Origin of the sequence: Actinophytocola xinjiangensis, assembly GCF_001921215.1 — a bacterium.
Classification (GTDB): domain Bacteria; phylum Actinomycetota; class Actinomycetes; order Mycobacteriales; family Pseudonocardiaceae; genus Actinophytocola; species Actinophytocola xinjiangensis.
Window position 1 is genome coordinate 54536 of record NZ_MSIF01000022.1, and the last position, 21941, is coordinate 76476.

At 70.3% G+C, this 21941-nt stretch carries 20 protein-coding genes and 1 tRNA gene; 7 read left to right on the top strand and 14 right to left on the bottom strand.

Features of this window, described 5'->3' with window-relative positions; translation table 11 throughout:
• The 7 genes from pknB to BLA60_RS32225 all read right to left on the bottom strand — a co-directional run bounded on the left by pknB (position 1) and on the right by BLA60_RS32225 (position 9649).
• Complete coding sequence (gene pknB, locus BLA60_RS32195; protein WP_075136806.1) at positions 1-2001, bottom strand: Stk1 family PASTA domain-containing Ser/Thr kinase; 2001 nt, start codon at positions 1999-2001, stop codon at positions 1-3.
• An 82-nt stretch (positions 2002-2083) separates the two neighbouring features.
• A complete protein-coding gene (locus tag BLA60_RS32200) occupies positions 2084-3550 on the bottom strand; it encodes a serine/threonine-protein kinase (RefSeq protein ID WP_075136807.1) in 1467 nt (488 codons plus the stop codon).
• A 6-nt stretch (positions 3551-3556) separates the two neighbouring features.
• On the bottom strand, positions 3557-5077 hold the full coding sequence (locus BLA60_RS32205; protein WP_075136808.1) for a peptidoglycan D,D-transpeptidase FtsI family protein: 1521 nt from the start codon (positions 5075-5077) through the stop codon (positions 3557-3559).
• Positions 5074-6519, bottom strand: a complete 1446-nt coding sequence (locus BLA60_RS32210) for an FtsW/RodA/SpoVE family cell cycle protein (protein ID WP_075136809.1) — start codon at positions 6517-6519, stop codon at positions 5074-5076. The genes BLA60_RS32205 and BLA60_RS32210 overlap by 4 nt, the downstream gene beginning before the upstream one ends.
• On the bottom strand, positions 6519-7940 hold the full coding sequence (locus BLA60_RS32215) for a PP2C family protein-serine/threonine phosphatase (protein WP_075136810.1): 1422 nt from the start codon (positions 7938-7940) through the stop codon (positions 6519-6521). The genes BLA60_RS32210 and BLA60_RS32215 overlap by 1 nt, the downstream gene beginning before the upstream one ends.
• Positions 7937-8395: an FHA domain-containing protein FhaB/FipA gene (locus BLA60_RS32220; RefSeq protein WP_075136811.1), complete on the bottom strand. Its 459-nt coding sequence runs from the start codon at positions 8393-8395 to the stop codon at positions 7937-7939. Before BLA60_RS32220 ends, BLA60_RS32215 begins: the two co-directional genes overlap by 4 nt.
• An 81-nt stretch (positions 8396-8476) precedes the next feature.
• The gene (locus BLA60_RS32225; RefSeq protein WP_075136812.1) at positions 8477-9649 is read right to left on the bottom strand and encodes an FHA domain-containing protein; all 1173 of its coding nucleotides are present in this window, start codon (positions 9647-9649) and stop codon (positions 8477-8479) included.
• A gap of 127 nt (positions 9650-9776) precedes the next feature.
• Here BLA60_RS32225 and BLA60_RS32230 point away from each other — a divergent pair.
• The 3 genes from BLA60_RS32230 to BLA60_RS32240 all read left to right on the top strand — a co-directional run bounded on the left by BLA60_RS32230 (position 9777) and on the right by BLA60_RS32240 (position 12339).
• Positions 9777-9859: transfer RNA gene (locus BLA60_RS32230), tRNA-Leu, on the top strand.
• Positions 9860-11070: 1211 nt separating this feature from the next.
• Complete coding sequence (locus BLA60_RS32235; protein WP_084735548.1) at positions 11071-11691, top strand: hypothetical protein; 621 nt, start codon at positions 11071-11073, stop codon at positions 11689-11691.
• On the top strand, positions 11692-12339 hold the full coding sequence (locus tag BLA60_RS32240; protein ID WP_075136813.1) for an SDR family oxidoreductase: 648 nt from the start codon (positions 11692-11694) through the stop codon (positions 12337-12339). It abuts the gene before it with no gap.
• On the opposite strand, the gene BLA60_RS32245 is transcribed toward BLA60_RS32240, so the two are convergent.
• On the bottom strand, positions 12325-13641 hold the full coding sequence (locus BLA60_RS32245; protein WP_075136814.1) for a D-arabinono-1,4-lactone oxidase: 1317 nt from the start codon (positions 13639-13641) through the stop codon (positions 12325-12327). The two genes, BLA60_RS32240 and BLA60_RS32245, sit on opposite strands and share 15 nt — an antisense overlap.
• A 28-nt stretch (positions 13642-13669) precedes the next feature.
• On the opposite strand from BLA60_RS32245, the gene BLA60_RS32250 reads away from it, so the two are divergent.
• Positions 13670-14896: an amino acid deaminase/aldolase gene (locus tag BLA60_RS32250; RefSeq protein ID WP_211288918.1), complete on the top strand. Its 1227-nt coding sequence runs from the start codon at positions 13670-13672 to the stop codon at positions 14894-14896.
• On the opposite strand, the gene BLA60_RS32255 is transcribed toward BLA60_RS32250, so the two are convergent.
• The 3 genes from BLA60_RS32255 to BLA60_RS32265 all read right to left on the bottom strand — a co-directional run bounded on the left by BLA60_RS32255 (position 14893) and on the right by BLA60_RS32265 (position 16395).
• Entirely contained in the window at positions 14893-15435 is a 543-nt protein-coding gene (locus tag BLA60_RS32255) for a TetR/AcrR family transcriptional regulator (protein WP_084735571.1), read from the bottom strand. The two genes, BLA60_RS32250 and BLA60_RS32255, sit on opposite strands and share 4 nt — an antisense overlap.
• Positions 15436-15745: 310 nt before the next feature.
• Positions 15746-16111, bottom strand: coding sequence for a hypothetical protein (locus BLA60_RS32260; RefSeq protein WP_075136816.1), 366 nt, complete (start codon positions 16109-16111; stop codon positions 15746-15748).
• A gap of 14 nt (positions 16112-16125) precedes the next feature.
• Positions 16126-16395 carry a hypothetical protein gene (locus tag BLA60_RS32265; protein WP_075136817.1) on the bottom strand — a complete coding sequence of 90 codons (270 nt, stop codon included), beginning with the start codon at positions 16393-16395 and terminating at the stop codon, positions 16126-16128.
• Between the two features lie 216 nt (positions 16396-16611).
• Between BLA60_RS32265 and BLA60_RS32270 the strand changes: the two genes are divergently transcribed.
• The 3 genes from BLA60_RS32270 (at position 16612) to BLA60_RS32280 (ending at position 19448) form a co-directional block, all read left to right on the top strand.
• Positions 16612-17991 carry a helix-turn-helix domain-containing protein gene (locus BLA60_RS32270; protein ID WP_075136818.1) on the top strand — a complete coding sequence of 460 codons (1380 nt, stop codon included), beginning with the start codon at positions 16612-16614 and terminating at the stop codon, positions 17989-17991.
• 17 nt (positions 17992-18008) lie between these two features.
• The gene (locus BLA60_RS32275; protein ID WP_245812284.1) at positions 18009-18929 is read left to right on the top strand and encodes a phosphotransferase family protein; all 921 of its coding nucleotides are present in this window, start codon (positions 18009-18011) and stop codon (positions 18927-18929) included.
• 276 nt (positions 18930-19205) lie between these two features.
• On the top strand, positions 19206-19448 hold the full coding sequence (locus tag BLA60_RS32280) for a hypothetical protein (protein ID WP_245812286.1): 243 nt from the start codon (positions 19206-19208) through the stop codon (positions 19446-19448).
• A 149-nt stretch (positions 19449-19597) separates the two neighbouring features.
• Here the strand turns inward: BLA60_RS32280 and BLA60_RS32285 are convergent, their stop codons facing one another.
• Genes BLA60_RS32285 through BLA60_RS32295 form a run of 3 tightly spaced genes read right to left on the bottom strand, consistent with a single transcriptional unit; the run spans position 19598 to position 21913 of the window.
• The gene (locus BLA60_RS32285) at positions 19598-20605 is read right to left on the bottom strand and encodes a copper resistance D family protein (protein WP_075136820.1); all 1008 of its coding nucleotides are present in this window, start codon (positions 20603-20605) and stop codon (positions 19598-19600) included.
• Between the two features lie 13 nt (positions 20606-20618).
• A complete protein-coding gene (locus BLA60_RS32290; protein ID WP_075136821.1) occupies positions 20619-21155 on the bottom strand; it encodes a copper resistance CopC family protein in 537 nt (178 codons plus the stop codon).
• A complete protein-coding gene (locus BLA60_RS32295; protein WP_075136822.1) occupies positions 21152-21913 on the bottom strand; it encodes a YcnI family copper-binding membrane protein in 762 nt (253 codons plus the stop codon). Before BLA60_RS32295 ends, BLA60_RS32290 begins: the two co-directional genes overlap by 4 nt.
• Between the last annotated feature and the right edge of the window lie 28 nt (positions 21914-21941).

Below are 21941 nucleotides of genomic sequence, written 5' to 3' on the forward strand. Positions count from 1 at the left end.
TCAGCCGCCGCCCCGGTTGCCGTTCCCGAGCTGGGTGGCGATCGTGACGCCGATGGTCTGGTCCTTCTTGAACTCCTGACCCTGGCCGACCTGCTGGTCGACGATCCGGCCCATCTGGCTCGGGTCGTTGGTCTCGCCGCCGGACTGGACGTCCAGGTCGCCCTCCCAGCCGAGCTGGCGCAGGGTTTCCTGCGCCTCCTGCGGGGTCAACCCGTCCAGGCTCGGCATGGTCAGCTTGTCCTTGTTCTCGCCGTTGGACACCTTCAGCGTCACCGTCGAGCCGGGCTCGAGCTCACCGCTGCGCGGGTTCTGGTCGATGACCGTGCCGGCGTCCTGTTCGGAGTCGACCTCCTCGACCACCACCTCGAACCCGAGGTTGGTCAGGTTCGCCCGCGCGGTCTCCACGTTCTGCCCGGTCATGTCCAGCACGTCGACCGTCTCCGGCTCCTCGCCGATGGTCAGCGTGATCTGGCTGCCCCGGTCGACCGGCTGTTCGGCGGCCGGGCTCTGGTCGATGACCTTGCCGACCTTGTCCTCGTCGTCGGTCACGCCGGTCTTCACCTCGGGCGAGACCGTCAGCCCGGCCTCGGTGAGCAGCTTGGTCGCCGCCTCGGGGGTCTGGCCGGTCACGTCCGGCACCTTGACCTTCTCCGCCGGCGCGCCGACGAACAGCGTGATCCGGTCGGTGCGCTTCATCTTCTCGCCCGGCCCCGGCGTGGTCTCGATGACCTTGCCGATGTCCTCGGTGGTGCACGGGCCCGGTGAGCCGTCCGGCTCGGGCTGGCACGGCTTCTGCGACTGCACGACCTGGATGCCCTCGTCGGCCAGCGTGCGCTGGGCGTCGTTGGCGTTCTGCTTGATCAGGTTCGGCACGGTGTACTCGTCGGAGGGCGCCTCGGTGTTGAACGCGCTGCTCACCAGCCAGATGATCAGGCCGATGATGGCGATCCCGAGGACCGCGAACAGCGCGATCAGCCAGCCCTTCTTCCGCCGGCGGCGCCGCTCCTCCTCGTCGTCGTCGTACGGGTCGTAGTCGTCGTACTGCTTGGCCAGGGTCTGCGGGCGGTGCCGCCCCCTGGTCTGGTCGGGGCCCCCGCCCCGGCCCTGGGACATGATCGTCGTGCGGTCCTCGTCGGTCATCACCATCGGCGCCAGCGGCCGCTGGTTGGACAGCACGCGGACCAGGTCGGTGCGCATCTCGGCGGCCGACTGGTAGCGGTTGGGCGCGCCCTTGGACATCGCCTTCAGCACGATCGCGTCCAGCGCCGGCGACACCCTCGGGTTCAGCGCCGACGGCGGCTTCGGGTCCTCCCGGACGTGCTGGTAGGCCACCGCCACCGGCGAGTCACCGGTGAACGGCGGCTCCCCGGTGAGCAGTTCGAACAGCACACAGCCGGCGGCGTAGACGTCACTGCGGGCGTCGACGGCCTCACCGCGCGCCTGCTCCGGCGAGAGGTACTGCGCGGTGCCGATCACCGCCGCGGTCTGGGTGACCGCCGCCTGGCCGTCGGCCACCGCGCGCGCGATACCGAAGTCCATCACCTTGACCGCACCGGTCTTGGTGATCATCGCGTTCGCCGGCTTGACGTCTCGGTGCACGATCCCGTGCCGGTGGGAGAAGTCCAGCGCCGCGCTGACGTCGGCCATGATCTCCATCGCGCGCTGACCGGGCAGCGGGCCCTCGGTCTTCACGATGTCGCGCAGCGTCCGCCCGTCGACGTACTCCATGACGATGTAGGGCAGCGGGCCGTGCTCGGTGCGGGTCTCGCCGGTGTCGTACACCGCGACGATGGCCGGGTGGTTGAGGGCGGCGGCGTTCTGGGCCTCGCGGCGGAAACGTTCCTGGAACTGGGGGTCGCGGGCCAGGTCGGCGCGCAGGACCTTCACCGCGACGTCCCTGCCGAGGCGGACGTCCCGGCCCTTGTGCACCTCGGACATGCCGCCGTAGCCGAGCACCTCGCCCAGCTCGTACCGGTTGGAGAGCAGTCTAGGACTGGTCATCGGTCTGTCGTCTCGATCCTCGTCAGCGGGTGTGCGGCGCTCGGACTGATCGTGTCGGCCGGAGGTTCCCACGTGTGCGGACTCACGGTGATCCCTCTTCCTCTGCACAGCGGACGAGCACCGTCGAGCCCGTCGGTACCGGTCCGTCCTCGTCGACGTTGACGACCATGCACCGCTCGGGGTCCTCCGGAGGCCGGCCATCCTCGGCCTCCACCACCGGCTCGAGATCGAGCCGCTGTAGCCGGTCGGACACCGCGGCCGCTGACAAACCGACGTAGTCATTGCTGTCAACGACGACGAACTCGTTCGGTTTCTCGGAATCGCTCTCGGAGCCGCGGGTCGGTATCGGTTTGTCTGGGGCACCGGCCTCGTCGCCGGTACCGGAATCGCTGTTGTCGCTGTTGCCCTCGGCCGGGGCCGACGTCTGCGGACGCGACTGGCCACCGGTGTCCCGGTCGCCGTCCAGCAGCGCCGCCAGCCCCAGCCCGGCCAGGGCCAGCAGCACCACCACGAGCACGATAACCAGCACCCACAAACCGGTCCGGCTCCGGCGTGGTGGGGGAAACAGTCCGTTGGGGAACGACCCGGTGCCCTGCGTCGGGTGCGTCGCGCTCGGCGGCCCGACCGCCAGCATCTGCGGGTTGCTGGCGCTGGCCTGCCCGTGGTGGGCCAGCGCGTGCCCGGACGGCGCCGGCAGCGGCAGCCCGGCCCGCACCGTCGCCACCGCGGCCGCGAACTCCCCGCCGCTGCCGTAGCGCTGCGCCGGGTCCTTCACCAGCGTCGCCTCGACCACCGCGCGCGCGTGCGGCGGCACGTCCGGCGGCAGCGGGGGCGCCAGGTCGCGGATGTGCATCATCGCCACGGTCACCGCGTTCTCCGACAGGAACGGGCGGTGCCCGGCCAGGCACTCGTAGCCGACGACCGCCAGCGAGTACACGTCGCTGGCCGGCTCGGCCTCGTGCCCGAGGGCCTGCTCGGGGGCGATGTAGTGGGCGGTGCCCATCACCATCCCGTTGCGGGTGACCGGGGCGGCGTCGGCGGCCTTGGCGATCCCGAAGTCGGTGAGCTTCACCACCACCCGGCCGTCGGGCTGCGGGGTGACCATGATGTTGCCCGGCTTGACGTCGCGGTGCACGTAGCCGCGTTCGTGGGCGGCCTGCAACGCGTGCCCGGCCTGCTCCAGGATGTCGAGCGTGCGGTCGGCGCTGATCCGCCGCTCCTTGGCCAGGATCGCCGCCAGCGGGTCGCCCTCGACCAGCTCCATCACCAGGTAGGCGGTGTCCTTGGGGCCGTCGACGATGGCCGCGGTCTCGCCGTAGTCGTGCACCGCGGCGATGCCGGGATGGTTGAGCGAGGCCGTCGTGCGGGCCTCGGTGCGGAACCGGTGCAGGAACTCGGCGTCCCCGCACAGCTCCGGCTTGAGCACCTTGACCGCGACCCGGCGGTCCAGCCGGGTGTCGGCCGCCTCCCAGACCTCGCCCATGCCGCCGACCGCGATCCGGCGGGAAAGCCGGTACCGCTCGGCGAGAAGCTGGCCTGAGGTGAGCATCTGCGTTCAGTTCCCCCTGGCCAGCGCCGCGTCGATGGTTGCCCTGCCGATGGCTGCGGACAGCTTGCCACCGGTCGCCGCGACATCAGTGCTTTCTACCACCACGGCGACCGCGATCTGCGGGTTGTTCGCTGGGGCGAAGGCCACATACCAGGCGAACGGCGGGGTGTCCTTCGGGTTGGCGCCGGTCTCGGCGGTACCGGTCTTGGAGGCCACCTCGACGTCCTCGCGCTTGCCGTCGCCGCCGGTGTGGTTCTCCGAGAGGATCATCATGTCCCGCAACGCCTCGGCGTTGCCCGAGGACATCGCGTCGCCCATCTCCTCGGCCGAGTACTCGGTGATCACCTCGAGGTCGGGGGCGAGCACCTGCTGGACCAGCTGCGGGCGCATCCGCACGCCGCCGTTGCCGATGGTGCCGGCGATCACGGCGTTCTCCAGCGCGGTGATCCGCACGTCCTTCTGACCGATGCCGCTCTGGTACAGCGACGCCTTGTCCTCGATCGTCATGCAGTTCCCGCTGGCCACCGGCCCCAGACAGGACGGGACGACCGACATCGGGATCTTCAGGTCGGTCTCGCCGACCCCGAACCGGGCCGCCTGCTCGACGATCTTGTCCTCACCGAGCTCCCCCGCGAGCTGGGCGAACGCGGTGTTGCACGACAGCTCCAACGCGGTCTCCATGGACGCGGTCTGCCCACTGCCGCACGTGTTGTCGTTGTAGTTGCTCATGCACCGGGTGCTGCCGTCGGACGGGTCACACGGCTCACCGTTGATCACGTCGATGCCCGGCGAGGCCATCAGCTGGGTGTTCTTGTCCCGGCCGTCCTCCAGCCCGGCGGCCGCGGTGATCAGCTTGAACGTCGACCCCGGCGTGTAGTTCTCCGAGATCGCCCGGTTCAGCATCGGCTTGGCCGGATCGTTGGCGTCGCTGTACTTCGTGAACGTCTCCTCCTGGACCTCCGGGCTGTGGCTGGCCAGCCCGCTCGGGTCGTAGGACGGGGTGGACACCATCGCCAGGATCTGGCCGTCCTTCGGGTTCAGCGCGACCACCGCGCCCTTGAACCCGTTGCGCGTCATCGCCTCGTAGGCGGCGGCCTGCACCTTGGAGTCGATCGTGGTGACGATGTTGCCGCCGCGCGGGTCCCGGCCGGTGACCAGGTCGGACAGGCGGCGGACGAACAGCCGGTCGTCGGAGCCGTTGAGGATCTCGTCCTCCGAACGCTCCAGGCCGGTGGCGCCGTAGCGGACCGAGTAGAACCCGGTGATCGGCGCGTACAGCGGGCCGTTGGCGTAGGTCCGCTGGAAACGGAGGTCGTCGTTGGTCGCCTCGACGTTGGCGATGATCTTCTCGTCGGCGGTGAGGATGCGGCCACGCTGACGCGCGTACTCCTCGTAGAGAACCCGCTGGTTGCGGGCGTCGTTGCGGTAGTCGTCGGCGTCGACCAGCTGGATGTAGGTCGTGTTGGCCAGCAGCAGCACGATCATGCCCAGCATGACCAGGCCGACCCGGCGAAGGGGAGTGTTCATGACGGTCTCTCCACCATCACCGTGTGCGCCTCCGCGATCGGTGCCTGCGCGACCGGCTTGGGTTTGGCGGCGGCCTGCGGGCGGCGGGCGGCGTCGGAGATCCGCAGCAACAACGCCACCAGCACGTAGTTGGCCAGCAGCGACGAGCCACCGGCCGACAGGAACGGCGCGGTGATACCGGTCAGCGGGATGAGCGTGGTCACGCCGCCGATGACCAGGAAGATCTGCATCGTCAGGGTGAACGACAGGCCGCCACCGAGCAGCTTGCCGAAGCTGTCGCGCACCGCGACCGCGCTGCGCAGCCCGCGCATCGCCAGCAGCATGTACACCAGCAGCAACGCGGTCAGCCCGATGAAGCCCAGCTCCTCGCCGATCGCCGCGGTGATGAAGTCCGAGTTGGCCTGGAACAGCAGCATCTCCGGGCGCCCCGAGCCGAGGCCCGTGCCGAACATCCCGCCGGTGCCGAACCCGAACAGCGCCTGGGCCAGCTGGAAGCCGCCCTCGGTGTAGTTCCCGAACGGGTCCAGCCAGCTCTCCACCCGGCCCTGCACGTGGCTGAACAGCTGATAGGCGACGAAGCTGCCGCCGGCGAACAGGACAAGGCCCACGCCCACCCAGATGAACCGCTCGGTCGCCACGTACAGCAACGCGAGCACCACACCGAAGAACAGCAGCGCGGTACCGAGGTCCTTCTCGAACACCATGATCGCCACGCAGATGCCCCAGGCGAACAGGATCGGCCCCATGTCCCTGGCGCGCGGCAGGTCGATCCCCAGCACCCGGCGCCCCGCCACCGTGAACAGGTCCCGCTTGGAGACCAGGAACGCGGCGAAGAACACCATCAGCAGGATCTTCGCGAACTCACCCGGCTGGATGGAGAAGATGCCCAGCCGCAGCCAGATCTTCGCCCCATTGACCTCGGACAGACTTGCCGGCAACATGCCGGGCAACGCGAGCAGGATCAGGCCGGCGAGGCCGAACATGTAGGCGTAGCGGGACAGCGTGCGGTGATCGGGCAGGAACTTCAACACCATGACGAACATGGCCAGCGCGATCGCCGTCCACAGCACCTGCTTGGGCGCCGCGTCCGCCCAACGGTCCTCGTAGCGTTCGGCCAGCGCCAGGTCGATCCGGTAGATCATGACCAGGCCGATGCCGTTGAGCAGCGCCACACACGGCAGGATCAACGGGTCGGCGTACGGGGCCCACTTACGGACGGCGACGTGCGCGCCGGCGAAGAGCACCAGGTAGGCGAGGCCGTAGTAGACCAGGCGCATCGTGAGCTGCTGCTCCTGGTTCACCTCGACCAGCATCAACGCGCCGGTCACCAGGCCAGCCGCGAACGCGAGCATCGCCAGTTCGGTACCGCGCCGGGTCGGAGTCGAACTGCCTGGCGGCTCGCTTCCCTGTGCCAACGGAACCGCTGGCCCCGGCTGCGTCATCAGCCACCGCCCTCGTCCCCGCGCGGCTCGCGGCAGTTGACCCCGGGCTCCGGCGCGTCGGCCGCCGGCGGCGTCGAGGTCCCCGACGGCGGTGCGGCACCACCGCTGGGCGGCGGCGTCGTCGTCCGCGGCTGGGACGTGCCAGGCTGCTCGGCGCGGCCCGTCTCCTGCGGATCGCTCAACGACTCACACACCGGCAGCGGGTACTTCGTCCGCAGGTCCTGGATGAACTGCCGGGCGTCCGGGATGTTGTCGAAGCTCTCGGTGCCCGAACGGACCGCGTCCCGACCCAGCTGCCGCAGGTCGTCGACGTAGAACTTGTCGCAGGTCGACACCTCGGGGTCACAGGAGCCCTGCACCTCGGTGTTGAGCGAGACACCGAAGATGTTGCCGCGCACACCCTGGAAGATCGCGATCTCGCCGTCGTCGGACTCACCGACGAAGTACTGCTTGTTGACCACCACCCAGGTGGCCAACGCACCCCCGGCGAGCACCACCAGGACCAGGAAGAGAATCACTAAGAGCCTGATCCGCTTGCGCCGCTTGACCTTCGGGTCCGGCGGCGGCTTCACCGGCTCCGGCCGGACCGGCTCCATCCTCGGCGCCGTCAACGCCCCCGCGCGCGAGGCCGGCGAGTCCGGCTGCGGCTGGGCGTCCTGCCCGTTGCCGGCCGCCCCGCCCACGATCGGCGCGTCCTCACCGAAGTCGATGTCCACCACGTCCGCCACGATGACCGTGACGTTGTCCGGACCGCCGCCCTTGAGCGCCAGCTCGATCATCCGGTCGGCGCAGGCCTGCGCGTCCGGGATCTTGATCGTCTCGGCCAGCGTCTCGTGCGTCACCACACCCGACAGGCCGTCCGAACACAGCAGGTACCGGTCGCCCGCGCGGGCCTCCCGGATCGTCAGGTTCGGCTCCACCTCGTGGCCGGTGAGCGCCTTGAGCAACAGCGAACGCTGCGGATGGGTCGCCGCCTCGTCCTCGGTGATCCGGCCCTCGTCGATCAACGACTGGACGAACGTGTCGTCATGGGTGATCTGCGCGAACTGGCCGTTGCGCTGCAGATAGGCCCGCGAGTCACCGATGTGCACCAGACCGATGCGGGTACCGGCGAACAGGATCGCGGTGAGCGTGGTGCCCATGCCGTCCAGCTCGGGATCACTGGCCACCAGCTCCGCGATGGCACCGTTGCCGGCCGCGGTGGCCTCCCTGAGCTGGCCGAGGAGGTCCTCGCCCGGTTCGTCGTCGTCCAGCGGCGCCAACGCCGCGATGACGACCTTGCTGGCCACCTCGCCCGCGGCGTGACCGCCCATACCGTCAGCGAGCGAGAGCAGGCGTGGGCCGGCGTACACGGAGTCCTGGTTGTTGGAGCGGACCAGGCCTCGGTCGCTGCGGGCCGCATAGCGAAGGACGAGGGTCATGACCGTAGCTCGATCACCGTCTTGCCGATTCGGATCGGGACGCCAAGAGGCACCCGGAGGGGTGCCGTGACCTTAGCCCGGTCGAGGAAGGTGCCGTTCGTCGAGCCCAGATCTTCGACGTACCAGTCGGTACCCCGCAGCGAGATCCGGGCGTGCCGGGTCGACGCGAAGTCGTCGTCCAGCACCAACGTCGAGTCGTCCGCGCGGCCGATCATGATCGGCCGGCCGTCCAGGGAAATCCTGGTACCGGCCAGCGCCCCATGCGTCACGACCAGCTGCCGGGGCGCCTTGCCCCGGGATTTCTTCTCCGCCGACTTGCGGAACCCCGGGACCGAAACACGAAGACCGGCCGCCGCGTACAGGTCGGAGCGAACGACCCGTAAAGCGGCCAGCACGAACAACCAGAGCAGGGCGAGAAACCCTGCTCTGGTCAGCTGCACAACCAGCTCTGGCACCTGCTGCGAACGCTCCCGCCGTGAAGAGATGGGTGAGAACCGCGCGGCGGTTTGCCTGCGGTCGGGCTCCGGTGCTGCTGATCAGCCCTGGGTGCGGAACACCAGCGACGAGTGCCCGATACGGATCACATCGCCGTCGGCGAGCTGCCAGGTCTGGACCGGGGTGCCGTTCACCGTCGTCCCGTTGGTGGAGCCCAGGTCGGCCAGTGTCGCACTCTGGCCGTCCCACGTGATCTCCAGGTGCCGCCTGGAGACACCGGTGTCCGGCAGACGGAAGTCGGCGTCCTGCCCACGGCCGACGACATTGCCGCCCTGCTTGAGCGAATAGGTGCGGTTCGACCCGTCATCCAGCTGCAGGCTCGCGTTCAGCTGCCGGGGGCCCGTCTGCACCGCCGGCGGGGCATAACCCTGCTGCGCGTACGGATCGCCACCGCCCTGCTGCTGACCGTAACCACCCTGCTGGCCGTAGCCCTGGTCATAGCCGCCCTGCTGGCCGTAGCCCTGCTGCTGGCCATAGCCCTGGTCGTAGCCCTGCTGCTGGCCGTACCCCTGGTCATAGCCCTGCTGGCCGTAGCCCTGCTGCTGGCCGTAACCCTGGTCGTAGCCCTGCTGCTGGCCGTACCCCTGGTCATAGCCGCCCTGCTGCTGGCCGCCGTAACCCTGCTGGTTGTAGCCCTGGTCGTAGCCCTGCTGCTGGCCGTAACCCTGCTGGTTGTAGCCCTGTTCGTAACCTTGCTGCTGCTGCTGGCCGTAGCCGTACTGCTGACCGTACGGGTCGCCCTCAGGCGGCTGGCCGTAGCCGGGAGGCTGGCTCATGGATCGGTCTCCTGCGTTGCGGGGTGGTGCTGACCGAGCCCCGGGAGCCCTGGCGGAAGCCTTGACATCCGGGTCGACGGCCGAGCGTATTCGAAACTGTCCGGTGTGCAGCGCGTCGGAGCGCTCCAGGGAGACTACGACGTCACCATAGGTGTCCCAGTGGTGCTCGGAGAGATACTCCTCCACACAGTCCGCCAGCAGCGCTGTCGTGCGGTCCTCGTCCCCGGCGAAGTTCTCGTGGTCGTTGGCACCGAGAGTCACCACGTAGTGGTTCGGGGCGAGCAACCGGCCACCAGCCAGCTCGCGGACGTTGGCCTCACCTTCACGCAGCAGCGCCTGCGCCACCTCCTGGGGCACCACGTTGCCACCGAACACACGCGCGAACGAGTTCCCCACGAGGTTCTCCAACTTGCGGTTGAGCCGCTGCCCGATCCCCACAGGTACCTCCTTCCACACGCGTGCTCCTCGTCCGATCGTATCCGTGTCCACGCCGTAGGACAGTGCGATGTGCAAACCCGCCTGCAAACCCCGCCAGCAACCGTGTAGGCTTCCCCCCGTTCCACTCGGGCGAGTGGCGGAATGGCAGACGCGCACGGTTCAGGTCCGTGTGTCCGAAAGGACGTGGGGGTTCAACTCCCCCCTCGCCCACCTTGTTCGTTGGCGCTTTGCGCCTCCTCCCGGCGGTGGGGGATCGTCATTGTGTTGGGGGGCCGAGCCCCCCAAACCCCCACGGTGCGGTTTCTTCCTGAACCAGCCGTTCCCCTGAACCCAGCCGCCACGTTGACACCCGGACCAAGTTGACTTTGGGCGTTGGCGTTGGCGGAGGCTAGGAAAGACGAACCACCACCGGAACGTTGATCACGGCTGGGTTCGGGGCTGGTGGCGGGCCACTACCAAGGGGCAGGGCGCAGCCCTGCCCCTTACGCCTGTCCCCAGGGCGGCGGAGGCTCACGGGTCAAGAGGCCCACAGGTGAACACGAACCCAGACTTTGCCCAGTTCAGGGCCTCTTGAGGCGTGAGCTTGAGTTTTAACCTCCGGTTTCCCCGGTGCCGGTGCCTCAGCCGGCCTGCTCGCGGATCCACACTGCCCTCGCGCTACTGCCTGGCCGGTGTTCGTGCTGATCAGACACGTGTTTGCCCTGTCCGCCCCCGCGTGCTACCCCTGCTGAGGGCCACCGACCCCCAAGACCGAATAAACGTGCGCCCGCCGGACAGACCCCACATCCGTGGGCGCACGTTAATTACCCGCCAACGGCCACCACACCCCCCACCAACTCGATGACCAGCCACAACACAGGTCAAGCACCCCCTACCGGGACACCACGAGGTTAAAACTCAAGGTGAGGGGCCGCCCGTAAAATCCGCCACCAGACCCGAACCCACCCCCCACCCCCAAGCCCACGACCGAACCCCTCACCGAGACATCCCACGACCCGAACCCACCCCGCCGCCAAGCCCACAACCGAACTCCTCACCGAGACATCCCACGACCCGAACTCACCCCGCCGCCAAGCCCACAACCGAACCCCTCACCGAGACACCCCACAAACCGAAGCGATCCCGCCAAAGCCCACAGCCCCAGCAGGTCCCTCCGCCCACCCCGAACCCGGCAGAACAACGAACTCGGGACACCGTGAGTGTGGGCTGGACTCACCCAGACGGCGGCACTGTGGGGCTGAAGTCCGGATGCCGGTCGTCGACCGGTTATCGACGGGGGTCTGCCGTCGGTCGCAGGGGGTGGTGCTTCGTCTGCGTCTGCACGTGCAGCAACTGGTAGGCCAGACATGTACCAAAAAACGCCGCGCTTGGCAGGGGATGGCGAAGCCGATGGCGCGACGGTAATCGAGAGGGCTGAGTTCGTGACGGGCATTCCAGGGCGCGCGGCGGCGGCAGTGGACAACCTGACGGCGGTGCCGTCTCCTCTTGTCCCACCCGTCGAGCTGCCCGCATCGGTCGACGAGCTGGCCGCGGCTGCGGCACGACAGCTCGGTTGGCAGGGGGTTGTGTTGCCGGAGATGAAGCTGCTCGGCCGCCGGGTCTGCCTGGTGGCGCAGCTCATGCCGGACGCGCATGCCGAACGTATCTGTCTTGGGCAGGGGCCGGAGGTCGATCGGGCCACCGTCTCCACCTGGGCCTGGCCGGAGTTCTCCGGGCGGGTCCCCGAACCGGCGGTGCGCATCGTGGGAGCGCTTGCCGTCGCGCGGCACTGGCGGACCGGGCTGGTCAACGCGGTGCCGTTCCTGCGGTGGTGCGACTCGGCGATGGTGCTGCCGATGTCGGTCGTGCTCACCAACGACTACGTCGTCAACTGTCTGCCCCGGGCCAGGGCCTACGGGGTGGGCGTGGTCAGCGCCGAGCCGGGACCGTCGGTCGACCTCGACCTGCCAGGGCGGTCCGAACGGGCCGCGGCACCGGTCGACGGCACCCAACGGTGGCTCACCGAACTGGCCTACGAACAGATTCTCTGTACCGTGGCCTGAATGCGGATCATGATCGCCGGTGGGCACGGGAAGATCGCCCTGCTGCTCACCTCCCGGCTCGCCGCGCGCGGCCACACCGTGGTCGGGATCGTGCGAAATCCCGACCACATCGACGACGTGCGGGCCGCCGGCGGGCAGGGCGTTCTGCGTGACCTGGAGTTCGCGACGCCAGGGGATCTCGCCGGTGATGTGCGGGGGGCCGACGCGGTGGTGTTCGCGGCCGGCGCCGGGCCGGGCAGCGGAGTGGCCCGCAAGGACACCGTGGACCGGGCCGCCTCGGCGGTCTGCGCGCAGGCGGCGCAGGACGCGGGGGTTGCGCGGTTCGTCCAGATCAGCGCCATGGGGCTGAACCGGGCCCAGGACCCGTCGATCGATCCGGTGTTCGCCGCCTACCTCAAGGCCAAGGACGACGCCGAGCACGACCTGCGGGGACGCCCGCTGGACTGGACGATCCTGCGGCCGGGGCGGCTCACCGACGACCCCGCCACCGGGCGGGTCACCCTCGGGGTGAGCGTGCCGCCGGGCTCGGTCAGCCGCGACGACGTCGCCGCCGTGATCGTCGCCCTGCTGGACGCGCCCGGCAGCGTCGGACGGACCTACGAACTCGTCGGCGGGCCGACGCCGATCGACCAGCTAGACCTTTCCTAGGACCCGCTCCAGATACGGGTTGGTGAACGTGCCGGCCGGGTCCAGTTCCGCCCGCAGCGCAACGAAATCGTCGAACCTCGGGTACCGGGTGCGCAGCACCGCCGCGTCCAGCGAGTGCATCTTCCCCCAGTGCGGGCGACCGCCCGCCGCGCCGGCCACCGACTCGAACAGGTCGAAGTACTCCCGGTAGGGCATGCCGACGAACTGGTGCACCGCGATGTAGGCCGAGTCGCGCTCGTAGGCGGTCGACAGCCAGATGTCGTCGGCCGCCGCCACCCGAACCTCCACCGGGAACATCACCGGGTTCGCCAGCCGGGGCACCCGCTCCCGCAGCTCACCCAGCACCTCGGGCAGCGCCCCCCGGGGGATCGCGTACTCCGACTCGACGAACCGCACGTCCCGGTTGGTGGCGAACACCCGGTGCGAGACGTCGGAGTACGAGCGCTGAGACAGCACCGACGCCGAGAACCGGTTGAGCGCCGGCACCAGCGCCGGGACCGCCCGGCCGATCCGGCACAGCGCGCCGAACGCGGTGTTCTCCACCAGCCGGTACTCCACGAACTGGCGGGCCGGCGACAGCGGCGCGGGCACCGCCCCGGCCGGCAGCCGGTTGTTCCGCTTGGTCAGCGCGTTCGCCGCGTAGGGGAACCAGTAGAACTCGAAGTGGTCGTTGGCCGCGCAGTTGTCCTCCAACGCCGCCAGCACCTCGGTCAGCGGCTCCGGGCGTTCGGTCGCGGCCAGCACGAACGACGGCTCCGTGTGCAACGTCACGGTGGTGACCACGCCCAGCGCGCCCAGCCCGACCCTGGCCGCCGCGAACAGCTCCGGCCGCTCGCCGGCCGAGCAGCGCACCACCGACCCGTCGGCCAGCACCAGCTCCAGCGCCGCGACCTGGGTGGCGATGCCGCCGAACCGGGCGCCGGTGCCGTGCGTGCCGGTGGCGATCGCGCCGGCGACGGTCTGCGCGTCGATGTCGCCGAGGTTGGTCATCGCCAGGCCGAGGCGGTCCAGCTCGGCGTTGAGCGCGCGCAACGTCGTGCCGGCGCGCACGGTGACCAGACCGGTGGCGGGGTCGGCGTCGGTCACGCCGGTCCAGGCGGACAGGTCGAGGGCGAGGTCGTGGGCGGCGCCGACGGCGGTGAACGAGTGGCCGCTGCCCCTGGCGCGGACCGTGCGGCCCGCCCGGCCGGCCCCGGCGACCACCGAGGTCAGTTCGTCCAGGCTCGTGGGGCGGGCGACGCTGGTCGCGACGGCGGCCTCGGTGCCGGCCCAGTTGCGCCAGGCGGTGGATGGGGCTGCCATTGTTCCTCCCGAGTCGTACCGTTGGCCCGTGCCGGACCAGACGAGCCTCGACCCCGAGCGGCTGAACAGAGCGACCAAACACCTCGACCCGCCGCTCGCGGTCGTCGACCTGGACGCATTCGACCACAACGCCGACGACCTGGTGCGTCGTGCCGCCGGCCGGCCGATCCGGGTGGCCAGCAAGTCGGTGCGCTGCCGGGCGCTGCTGGAGCGGGTGCTGCGCCGGCCGGGGTTCGCCGGCGTCATGTCCTACTCACTGCCCGAGGCGCTGTGGCTGGCCCGCGAGTGGGCCGGCACCGACCTGGCGACCACCGACATCCTGGTCGCCTACCCGACCACCGACCACGCCGCGTTGCGTGACCTGGCCGGCGACCGGCACGCCCGGTCGCGGATCTCGATCATCGTGGACTCGGTCGACCACCTGAACCTGGTCGACGCCGCGCTCGGCTCCGGGCACCCCGACGTGCGGGTGTGCCTGGAGCTGGACGTGTCCTGGCGGCCGCTGTTCGGCCGGGACCTGGTGCACGTCGGCACCCGCCGCTCGCCGCTGTTCAGCGCCCGGCAGGCCGGCGCGCTGGCCGACGCGGTCACCGCGCGGCCGGGGTTCGAGCTGGTCGGGCTGATGGGCTACGAGGGGCAGATCGCCGGCCTCGGTGACTCGCCGCGCGGCAGGCCGGTGCTCGGCGCGCTGCTGCGGTTCATGCAGGACCGTTCGGCGACCGAGCTGGCGGCCCGCCGGGCGGCCGCGGTGCGGGCGGTGCGGCAGGTGGCGGACCTGGAGTTCGTCAACGGCGGCGGCACCGGCAGCATCGAGACCACCGGCGCCGACCCGTCGGTCACCGAGGTGGCGGCCGGCTCCGGCCTGGTCGGGCCGACGCTGTTCGACAACTACCGCCGGTTCAGCCCGGCGCCGGCCGTGCTGTTCGCGCTGCCGGTGGTGCGCCGCCCGGCGCGCACGATCGCCACGCTGTTCGGCGGCGGCTACATCGCCTCCGGGGTGGCCGGCAAGGACCGGTTGCCCAGCCCGTACCTGCCGGAGGGGCTCACGCTGCTGCCGCTGGAGGGCGCCGGTGAGGTGCAGACGCCGGTCACCGGCCGGGCGGCGCGGGACCTGCGGGTGGGCGACCGGGTGTGGTTGCGGCACACCAAGGCCGGCGAACTCGCCGAGCGGTTCACCGAGTACCACCTGCTCGACGGCGACCGGATCGCCGCGACCGTGCCGACCTACCGGGGCGAGGGGCGCTGCTTCGGCTAGAGCTCCCGCGCCAGGTACGCGCGCACCACCCGCTTGGCCTCCTCGACCATCTCCTGCTCGTCGAACAGCCGGCGGCGGAAGGCGAGCGCCAGGATCGAGTCGCCGATCTCGTTGGCCACGGTGATCTGCCGGAACAGGCTCTGTGCCGGCATGTTGGTCTTGGCGGCGATCAGGCCGGCGAGTTTCTCCGCGATGACCGTGTTGTTGTCCCGTTCGTCCTCGATGAACCGCAGGTCGATGACGTCACCGAAGCGGACGCGGGCGAAGCCGGGGACGGTGCGGTACATCTCCACGTAGATGTCGATGATCTCGTCGACGCCGTCCCACCAGTTCGCGAGGTGTTCCCAGTCAAGCCGGCGGTCGATCTCGGCGGTGAAGTGGTCGAGGTTGCGCTTGGTCAGCGCCTGGACGACGGCGCGCTTGTCGGGGAAGAACTGGTACAGCGAACCCACGGCCACCCCGGCCCGTTCCGCGATCAGGGTGGTGGTGACGCCGTCGTAGCCGAGTTCGTCGATGAGTGCGGCACAGGCCTCGAGCATCTGTTCGACCCGTTTCGCACTCCGCTGCTGCACTGGTTGCTTTCGCAACGTCACAGAGGATGCCACGTGTTCTCCTTGGACCCTGGGCTTCCTCCATGGTGCCCAAGAACGGCCGGCTCATCCACATTTCTTTGACCAGCGGAAACGAACATCGGAAACGACTGTCGGCGTGGAAGCGCGTACATGCCACGGCCCCCGCTCCGGAACTGAGCGGGGGCCGTCGCCGAAATGGAGCCGCGAACCGATGCTGGTCGGGGGAGGGGGAGTACAACAGCACCGGTTCGCGGAGTCTGTGGTTACCGGGTCGGCCTCACCTGGCGTTCGCCAGCCGGCCGGTCGCCGAGTTCGGGCGCTTGGCCTTCTTCTCGGCCAGCGGCCGACGCGCGTTGGACGGGCTCGGCGCCAGACCCCCGGCCACCAGGTGCTCGTAGGCGGCCTGCCACACCGAGCACGGGGCCTTCTGCTGACGCCACCGGGTCGAGCACACCGGGCAGTTGCCCTTCTCGTCCGGTTCGTGGGCGGCGAGCATCGCGCGCCAGCCCTCGGTCAGCCTGGGGAGTTCGGAGCGGGCCACCGACAGCAGGGACGGCGCGTCGGCGCGGTTGGCGAGCTCGGAGAGCATGTCCAGCCGCTCCCACACCGCGTTGCGCAGTACCTGCCCCAGTATCTCGTCCATCGGAGGAGTCACCGTTACCTTTCCGCCTGTTCGGCGGCCTCACGAAGCGCGACCCGCAACTGGCCGAGTTGGCCGGTCGTCAGGACAGCGGTTTCGCCCGGCGGTCCGACGAGGACCACCCGATTGCGTTCGACGAGCACGGTCAGGCAACGCTCGCGGTTGACCACGTCACCGCAGTTGATCCGCCACACCTGGCGGCCGAGCGCGGAACCGTGCAGGTCCCCGAGGTGCTCCTGGCGCGCTTGGGTCGCCTGGACCGGGTTCGGGGTCTTGACCAGTTCCACCGTCTCGGAATCCCTCCGTGCTCGTACGCTTACAAGGAACTACATTGATGCCTGAGAACCGGGATTGGTGCGTCACAGCGCCGATCGGCGGCCGTCCCACGGTAAGCGGTCGTCGAAGTTCGGTCGGACCGATCAGGTTCGCCGATCCGGACTTCTCGCGGCTTGTGAAGTGCGCATACATTGCTGCTGACGCCCAGCGGACTGTGAGGGGGCGGAATGAACTCCATCGGATCTCAGGGTTCCTCCGTTACACGAGATGTGTGGGACGACCAGGAGATGCGGGGCGCGCTCGCCGCCCGGGAGGTCAGCACGATCTACAAGCTGCTGCGACGCAAAGGCGTGTCACAACGCCAGATCGCGGCGATGACCGGTCAGTCACAGTCCGAGGTGTCGGAGATCCTCAAGGGTCGTCAGGTCATGGCCTATGACGTCCTTGTCCGGATCGCCGACGGCCTGGGTGTCCCACGGGGATACATGGGCCTCGCGTACGACGAAGTCACGGCCGCCAGAGTGGCCGTGACGCGCGAAGCCCCGGACGCTGAGGAGCCGGAGATCGTGAAGCGTCGGAAGTTTCTTGCGCACGCCGCCGCGGTGGCGGTCGGTGCGCACGTGCTCGGCGCTGACTCAGGGACATGGGTGTCCAACCCGGTGTTGACACCCGCTCCTGGTCGGATCGGGATGACCGACGTCCGTCAGGTCGAGGCCGCCACCAGGGCGCTTCGCTCGCTGGACTACCAGTACGGCGGCGGTTTCTGCCGCGACGCCGTGGTCGCCCAGTTGTCCTGGGGACAGCAGATGCTCAGCGCGTCCGGGTCCGAGGTGGTCAAACAGCGGCTGCACGTCGCGTTGGCCGACCTGCACAACCTGGCGGGCTGGACCTCGTTCGACATCGGGCTGATCGACTCGGCGCGCAACCACTTCGGCCGCGCGCTGGAACTGGCCAAGGCCGGGGACTCCAACCAGCTGGTGGCCAACATCCTGTACCGGATGGGCCGGGTCTACCTGCACAAGGAGGCCCCGGACGACGCGCTGAAGATGTTCCAGCTCGGGCAGATCGCCGCCCAGGAGTCCGGCTCGGAGCTGGCGGTGGCGGTGATCTGCGCGAACCAGGCCTGGGCCTACGCGATGATGGGCCACGAGGACCAGACGATGAAGCTCATCGGCCGCACCCGCGACGAGTTCGCCAGGGCGAACGCCGGTGAGGCCGAGGACTGGGTCAAGTTCTTCAACGAGGACGACGTCTACGCGATGATCGGCACGGTGCACACCGTGCTGGCCCAGCAGGTCGACTCCCGGCACACCAAGTACGCGATTCCCGCGCTGCACCGGGCGATCGGCTCCTACGGCGACGAGATGGCCCGCAGCAAGGCGTTCAACCTGAGCTTCCTGGCCACCAACCACCTGCTCGACGGCGACATCGACCACGGCGCCAAGATCGGCCACCAGGCCGTTGACCTGGCTCAACACCTCAAGTCGCGGCGGGTGCGGGACCGGCTGCTGCCGTTGAAGGCCGAGGCGGACAAGCGCCGCAACTACACCGACGCCCGCGAACTGTCCGAGACGATCAGCAGGCTCCACGAGGCTGACGCCTCCTGAGGCGGGCAGGCGCCACGATGACCGCGACGTCCATGGACATGGCCCCGCGCGGTGGTCAGTTCTCCCAGGCCAGCCTGGCCGAGGCGCTCGCCGCGGTGTGCGCGGCCGCCGGGCTGGACCCGACCGGCGCGCGGCTGCTGCGGTGCACCAACAACGCGGTGTTCCAGCTGGCCGGCCAGCAGGTGGTGGTGCGGATCGTCGCGTCCAACGCGCTGGCGCACCGGGCGGACAAGGTGGTCCGGGTGGCCACCTGGCTGGCCGAGCACGAGGTCCCGGCGGTGCGGTTGCTGTCGGGGATCGTGCAGCCGGTGCGCGCCGGGCGGTACCTGGCCACGGTGTGGGAGACGGCTTCGGCCGGCGGGCGCCGCCAGCGGGGCCGCGACCTGGCGAAACTGTTGCGGCGACTGCACGAGCTGCCGGAGCCGGCGTTCCGGCTGCCGGTGTGGGAGCCGTTGGACGACGTGCGCCGGCGCATCGGGGAGGCCGACGGGTTGGCCGGCGCCGACCTGGCCTTTCTGCTGAATCGATGCGACGAGGTGAGCCGGCGGCTGGCGGACGTGGAGTTCGACCGGCCCCGGGTGTTGCTGCACGGTGACGCGCATCTGGGCAACCTGATCCCGACCTCGGCCGGGCCGGTGCTGTGCGACTTCGACTCGGCCAGTATCGGGCCGCCGGAGTGGGACCTGACGCCGTTGGCGGTCGGGGTGGTGCGTTTCGGTGAGCCGGCCGGCCGGTACCGGGAGTTCGTCCGGACCTACGGCCTGGACGTGACCCGGTCGCCGCTGTTCGGGGTGTTGCGTGAGGTGCGGGAGCTGAAGCTGATCACCAGCGTGCTGCCGATCCTGTCCAGCCGGCCCGAGGTCAGGCCGGAGCTGTTCCGCCGGCTGACAGACGTACGCAGAGGTGACACCTCCGCGCGGTGGGCCCGTTATACGTAAGCCAATCGGGTGAATGGCCGTAACGCTCCGCAACAAGCCGGCGAGACTTCGGTAGGGCGTGCCGCGCCCTCGGTTCATCTGTGCAGGTCGTCGGGGTCGTCGACGGGGAATTGACCATCCGGGTGACAGGCAGCAGGGGGCTGTCCGCCCAAACGCGCTACGCTCCGTCGAGCTAGCCCAATTTCCTCCCCGAACGAGGTGGCCATCCTGGTGGCTAGGCGCAGGGTAGTGATGGTGCCGCGACGACGTGCGCGTCGGGCGTTGGCGTCGGCTCGGATGCTGGACCAGGTGGTGGCCGCCCAGCTGCCGCTGGTGGCCCGACTTCCCGAGGCCAGCAGACGCCGGGCCGCCGACTTCCTCGCCGAGCTGGTGATGCTCTCCCAGGCCTACCGCCACCACGCCGCCGGCTGGATCTCCCGGGAGGAGCTGGCCGAGCGCGGATCCGGTGCGGTGTCCCGCATCGCGGTCATCCGGCGGCGGTCAAGCCTGTCCTCCACGCAGTTCACCGAACAGGACTGACCACTCGCCGTTGGGGTCTGCGCGGTGGTTGACCGGAGGTCCGTCGACCGTCCCCCGGTAGTGCGCGCGGTGAACGGCCCAGGCGGTCCATTCGTCGTTTCGTGTGGACAGAAATGCAACCTGAACACCCCCGTGGTCCGTGCGGCCGGTCAGCTCACCGGGGCGCGGGAGAGCACGACGGCGAACCCGATCGCCAGCCCCATCACCGCCAGCTCCAGGCCGGCCCAGGTGACCAGCGCCGTCGGCCGCTGGCGCACGATCGCCGGCAGCAGCCGCCAGCGGATGTTCGCCCCGGCGGCGGCCAGCAGACACAGACAGCTCAGCTTGAGCAGGACCAGCGCGCCGTAGCCGGTACCGAACAGCGTGTCCACCAGCCCGCTCGGCCCGTCGAGCTCGACGAACCCGTTGAACAGGCCGGTCACCGCCACCACCGCCAGACACACGGTCGCCAGCCGGGAGAACCGGGGCAGCGCCGTCGCCAGCAGCGAGCGGTTCGCCGCCACCAGCACCACCAGCGCGCCCAGCCCGCCGGTCCACGCGGCCGCGCCGAGCACGTGCAGTTCGAGGGAGACCATGGTGAAGTCGTGCCAGCGGAAGTTCGTCGCGTGCCCGGTCACCGGCAGCGGCAGCAGCCCGAACATCGCCACCGCGGCCCGCAGCTCGGCCGGGACCCCCTCGCCGGCGCGGATCGCGCCCAGCCCGAGGGCGAAGGACACCAGCGCCAGACCCGCCACGAACACCAGCGCCTTGCCGGCGCCGACCTCCTCGACGTAGGCGATCACCGCCGAGGGCGACACCCCGTTGCCCGGCCGGACCTCCTCGGTCTGCAACACCAGCGTCACCAGCGCGCACACCGCCCACACCAGCGAACTCGCCGCCGCCAGCCGCCGCGCGACGGCCAGCACCGGCTCGGCCCGCGCCGGCCGGTCGTAGCCGACCAGGATCGGCAGCAGGCTCAGACCCACCGTGGCCACGGCGGACACGGTGAGCAGTACCCGCACCACCGGAAGCCCGAAGCGGACCACCGCGTCCGGTTCCGCCACGCCGGCGATCGGCACGGCGGCGGTGACCGCCAGGCCGATCAGCGTGCCGGTGACGGCCGCCGCCACGAGGGCGGCGGCCGGCCGGACGGACGCGGTGGTCCGCGAGGGCGCCATCAGGCCGTCGTGCTCATCGGGTCGGCTTGCCGCCGATGCGCAACGCCACGGTCAGCCCCGCGCCGAGCACGACCACCGCGCCGAGGATCCACACCCAGACCGGCAGCCCGCCGCCGTCGGTGTCCGACCCGTCGGACGCCTCGCCACCGGCGGTCGACGCCGGTGCCGGGGTGCCGTCGCCGGCCGTGGCCAGGGTGAACGTCAGCTCGCCGCGCACCGGGTGGCCGTCGGCCGACAGGATCCGGTAGCCGATCGTGTACTCGCCGGCCGGGCCGAGCGCGTCGACCGGCGCCGACACCACGTTGCTGGCAACCTCGGGCGCGCCGACCGTCCAGGTGGTGCCCTCCGGGCCGGTGATGGCGATGCTGTTGAGGCCCTCACCGTTCTGCACCGGCTGGTCGAAGGTCAGCGCGACGGTGGCCGGGCTGGTCTGGACCGTGGCCTTGTCCGCCGGGTTGCTGGCGACCAGCTGGTTGTGCGCGAGCGCCGGGGTGGCGAAGCCGGCCAGGGCCAGCATCGCCACCACGACGACGACTGCCGCCCGCCTCACGACTGGTCGCCGCCGGAGCGCCGCGCCCGCAGGGTGGCGCCGACCCCGAAACCGAGGCCAAGCGCGCCGACCACCAGGCCGGCGCCGCCCAGCCAGCGGGCGGTGTCGTCGGACCCGTCGGCGGCGGCCGCCGTGTCGGTGGTGTCGGCGACTTCGCCGTCGGCCGGCTGCTCGTTGGCGGCCGGGGCCGCGTCGTGGCCGCCGTCCTCACTGGCCGGGGACAGCGCGATCACCGGCGCCGGGCGCTCGGGCTCCTCGCCGCCCTCGGGGGTCTCCTCGTCCCACGCGACGACCTTGCCGCCCTCGTAGGTCTGGATCGCCGGCAGCACCAGCTGGTCGACCTCGGGCAGCGGTCCGACCGCCAGCTCGAACTCGCCGAACTCGCCGGGCGCGATCCGGGTCCCCCGGTTCGCCGTCCAGGTCACCGAGCTGGCGGCCTCGGTGATCTCGGTGCCGTGCGAGTCGATCGGCTCGGCCAGTGTCGACTTGACGACCTGGGCGGTCCAGCCGGGGATCGGCTTGGGCCGCACCGAGCTCATCGGCGCGTCGGCGGGGAGCTTGACCTCCAGCTTGACGGTGCCGGCGGCGTCGTCCTCGTTCGGCACCCGGAAGGTGATCTTGCTGTAGCTGCCCTGCTCGGCGGCCTCGCCGAGGATCTTGGCGCTGACGTGCGCCGAGGCGGCGCCGGTGCCGAGCAGCAGGGCGGCGCCGGTGGCCACCGCCAGGACGGCGGCGCGCTGATATCCGTTGATGGACATGATGAGGCGTTCTCTCCTGAATGTGGGG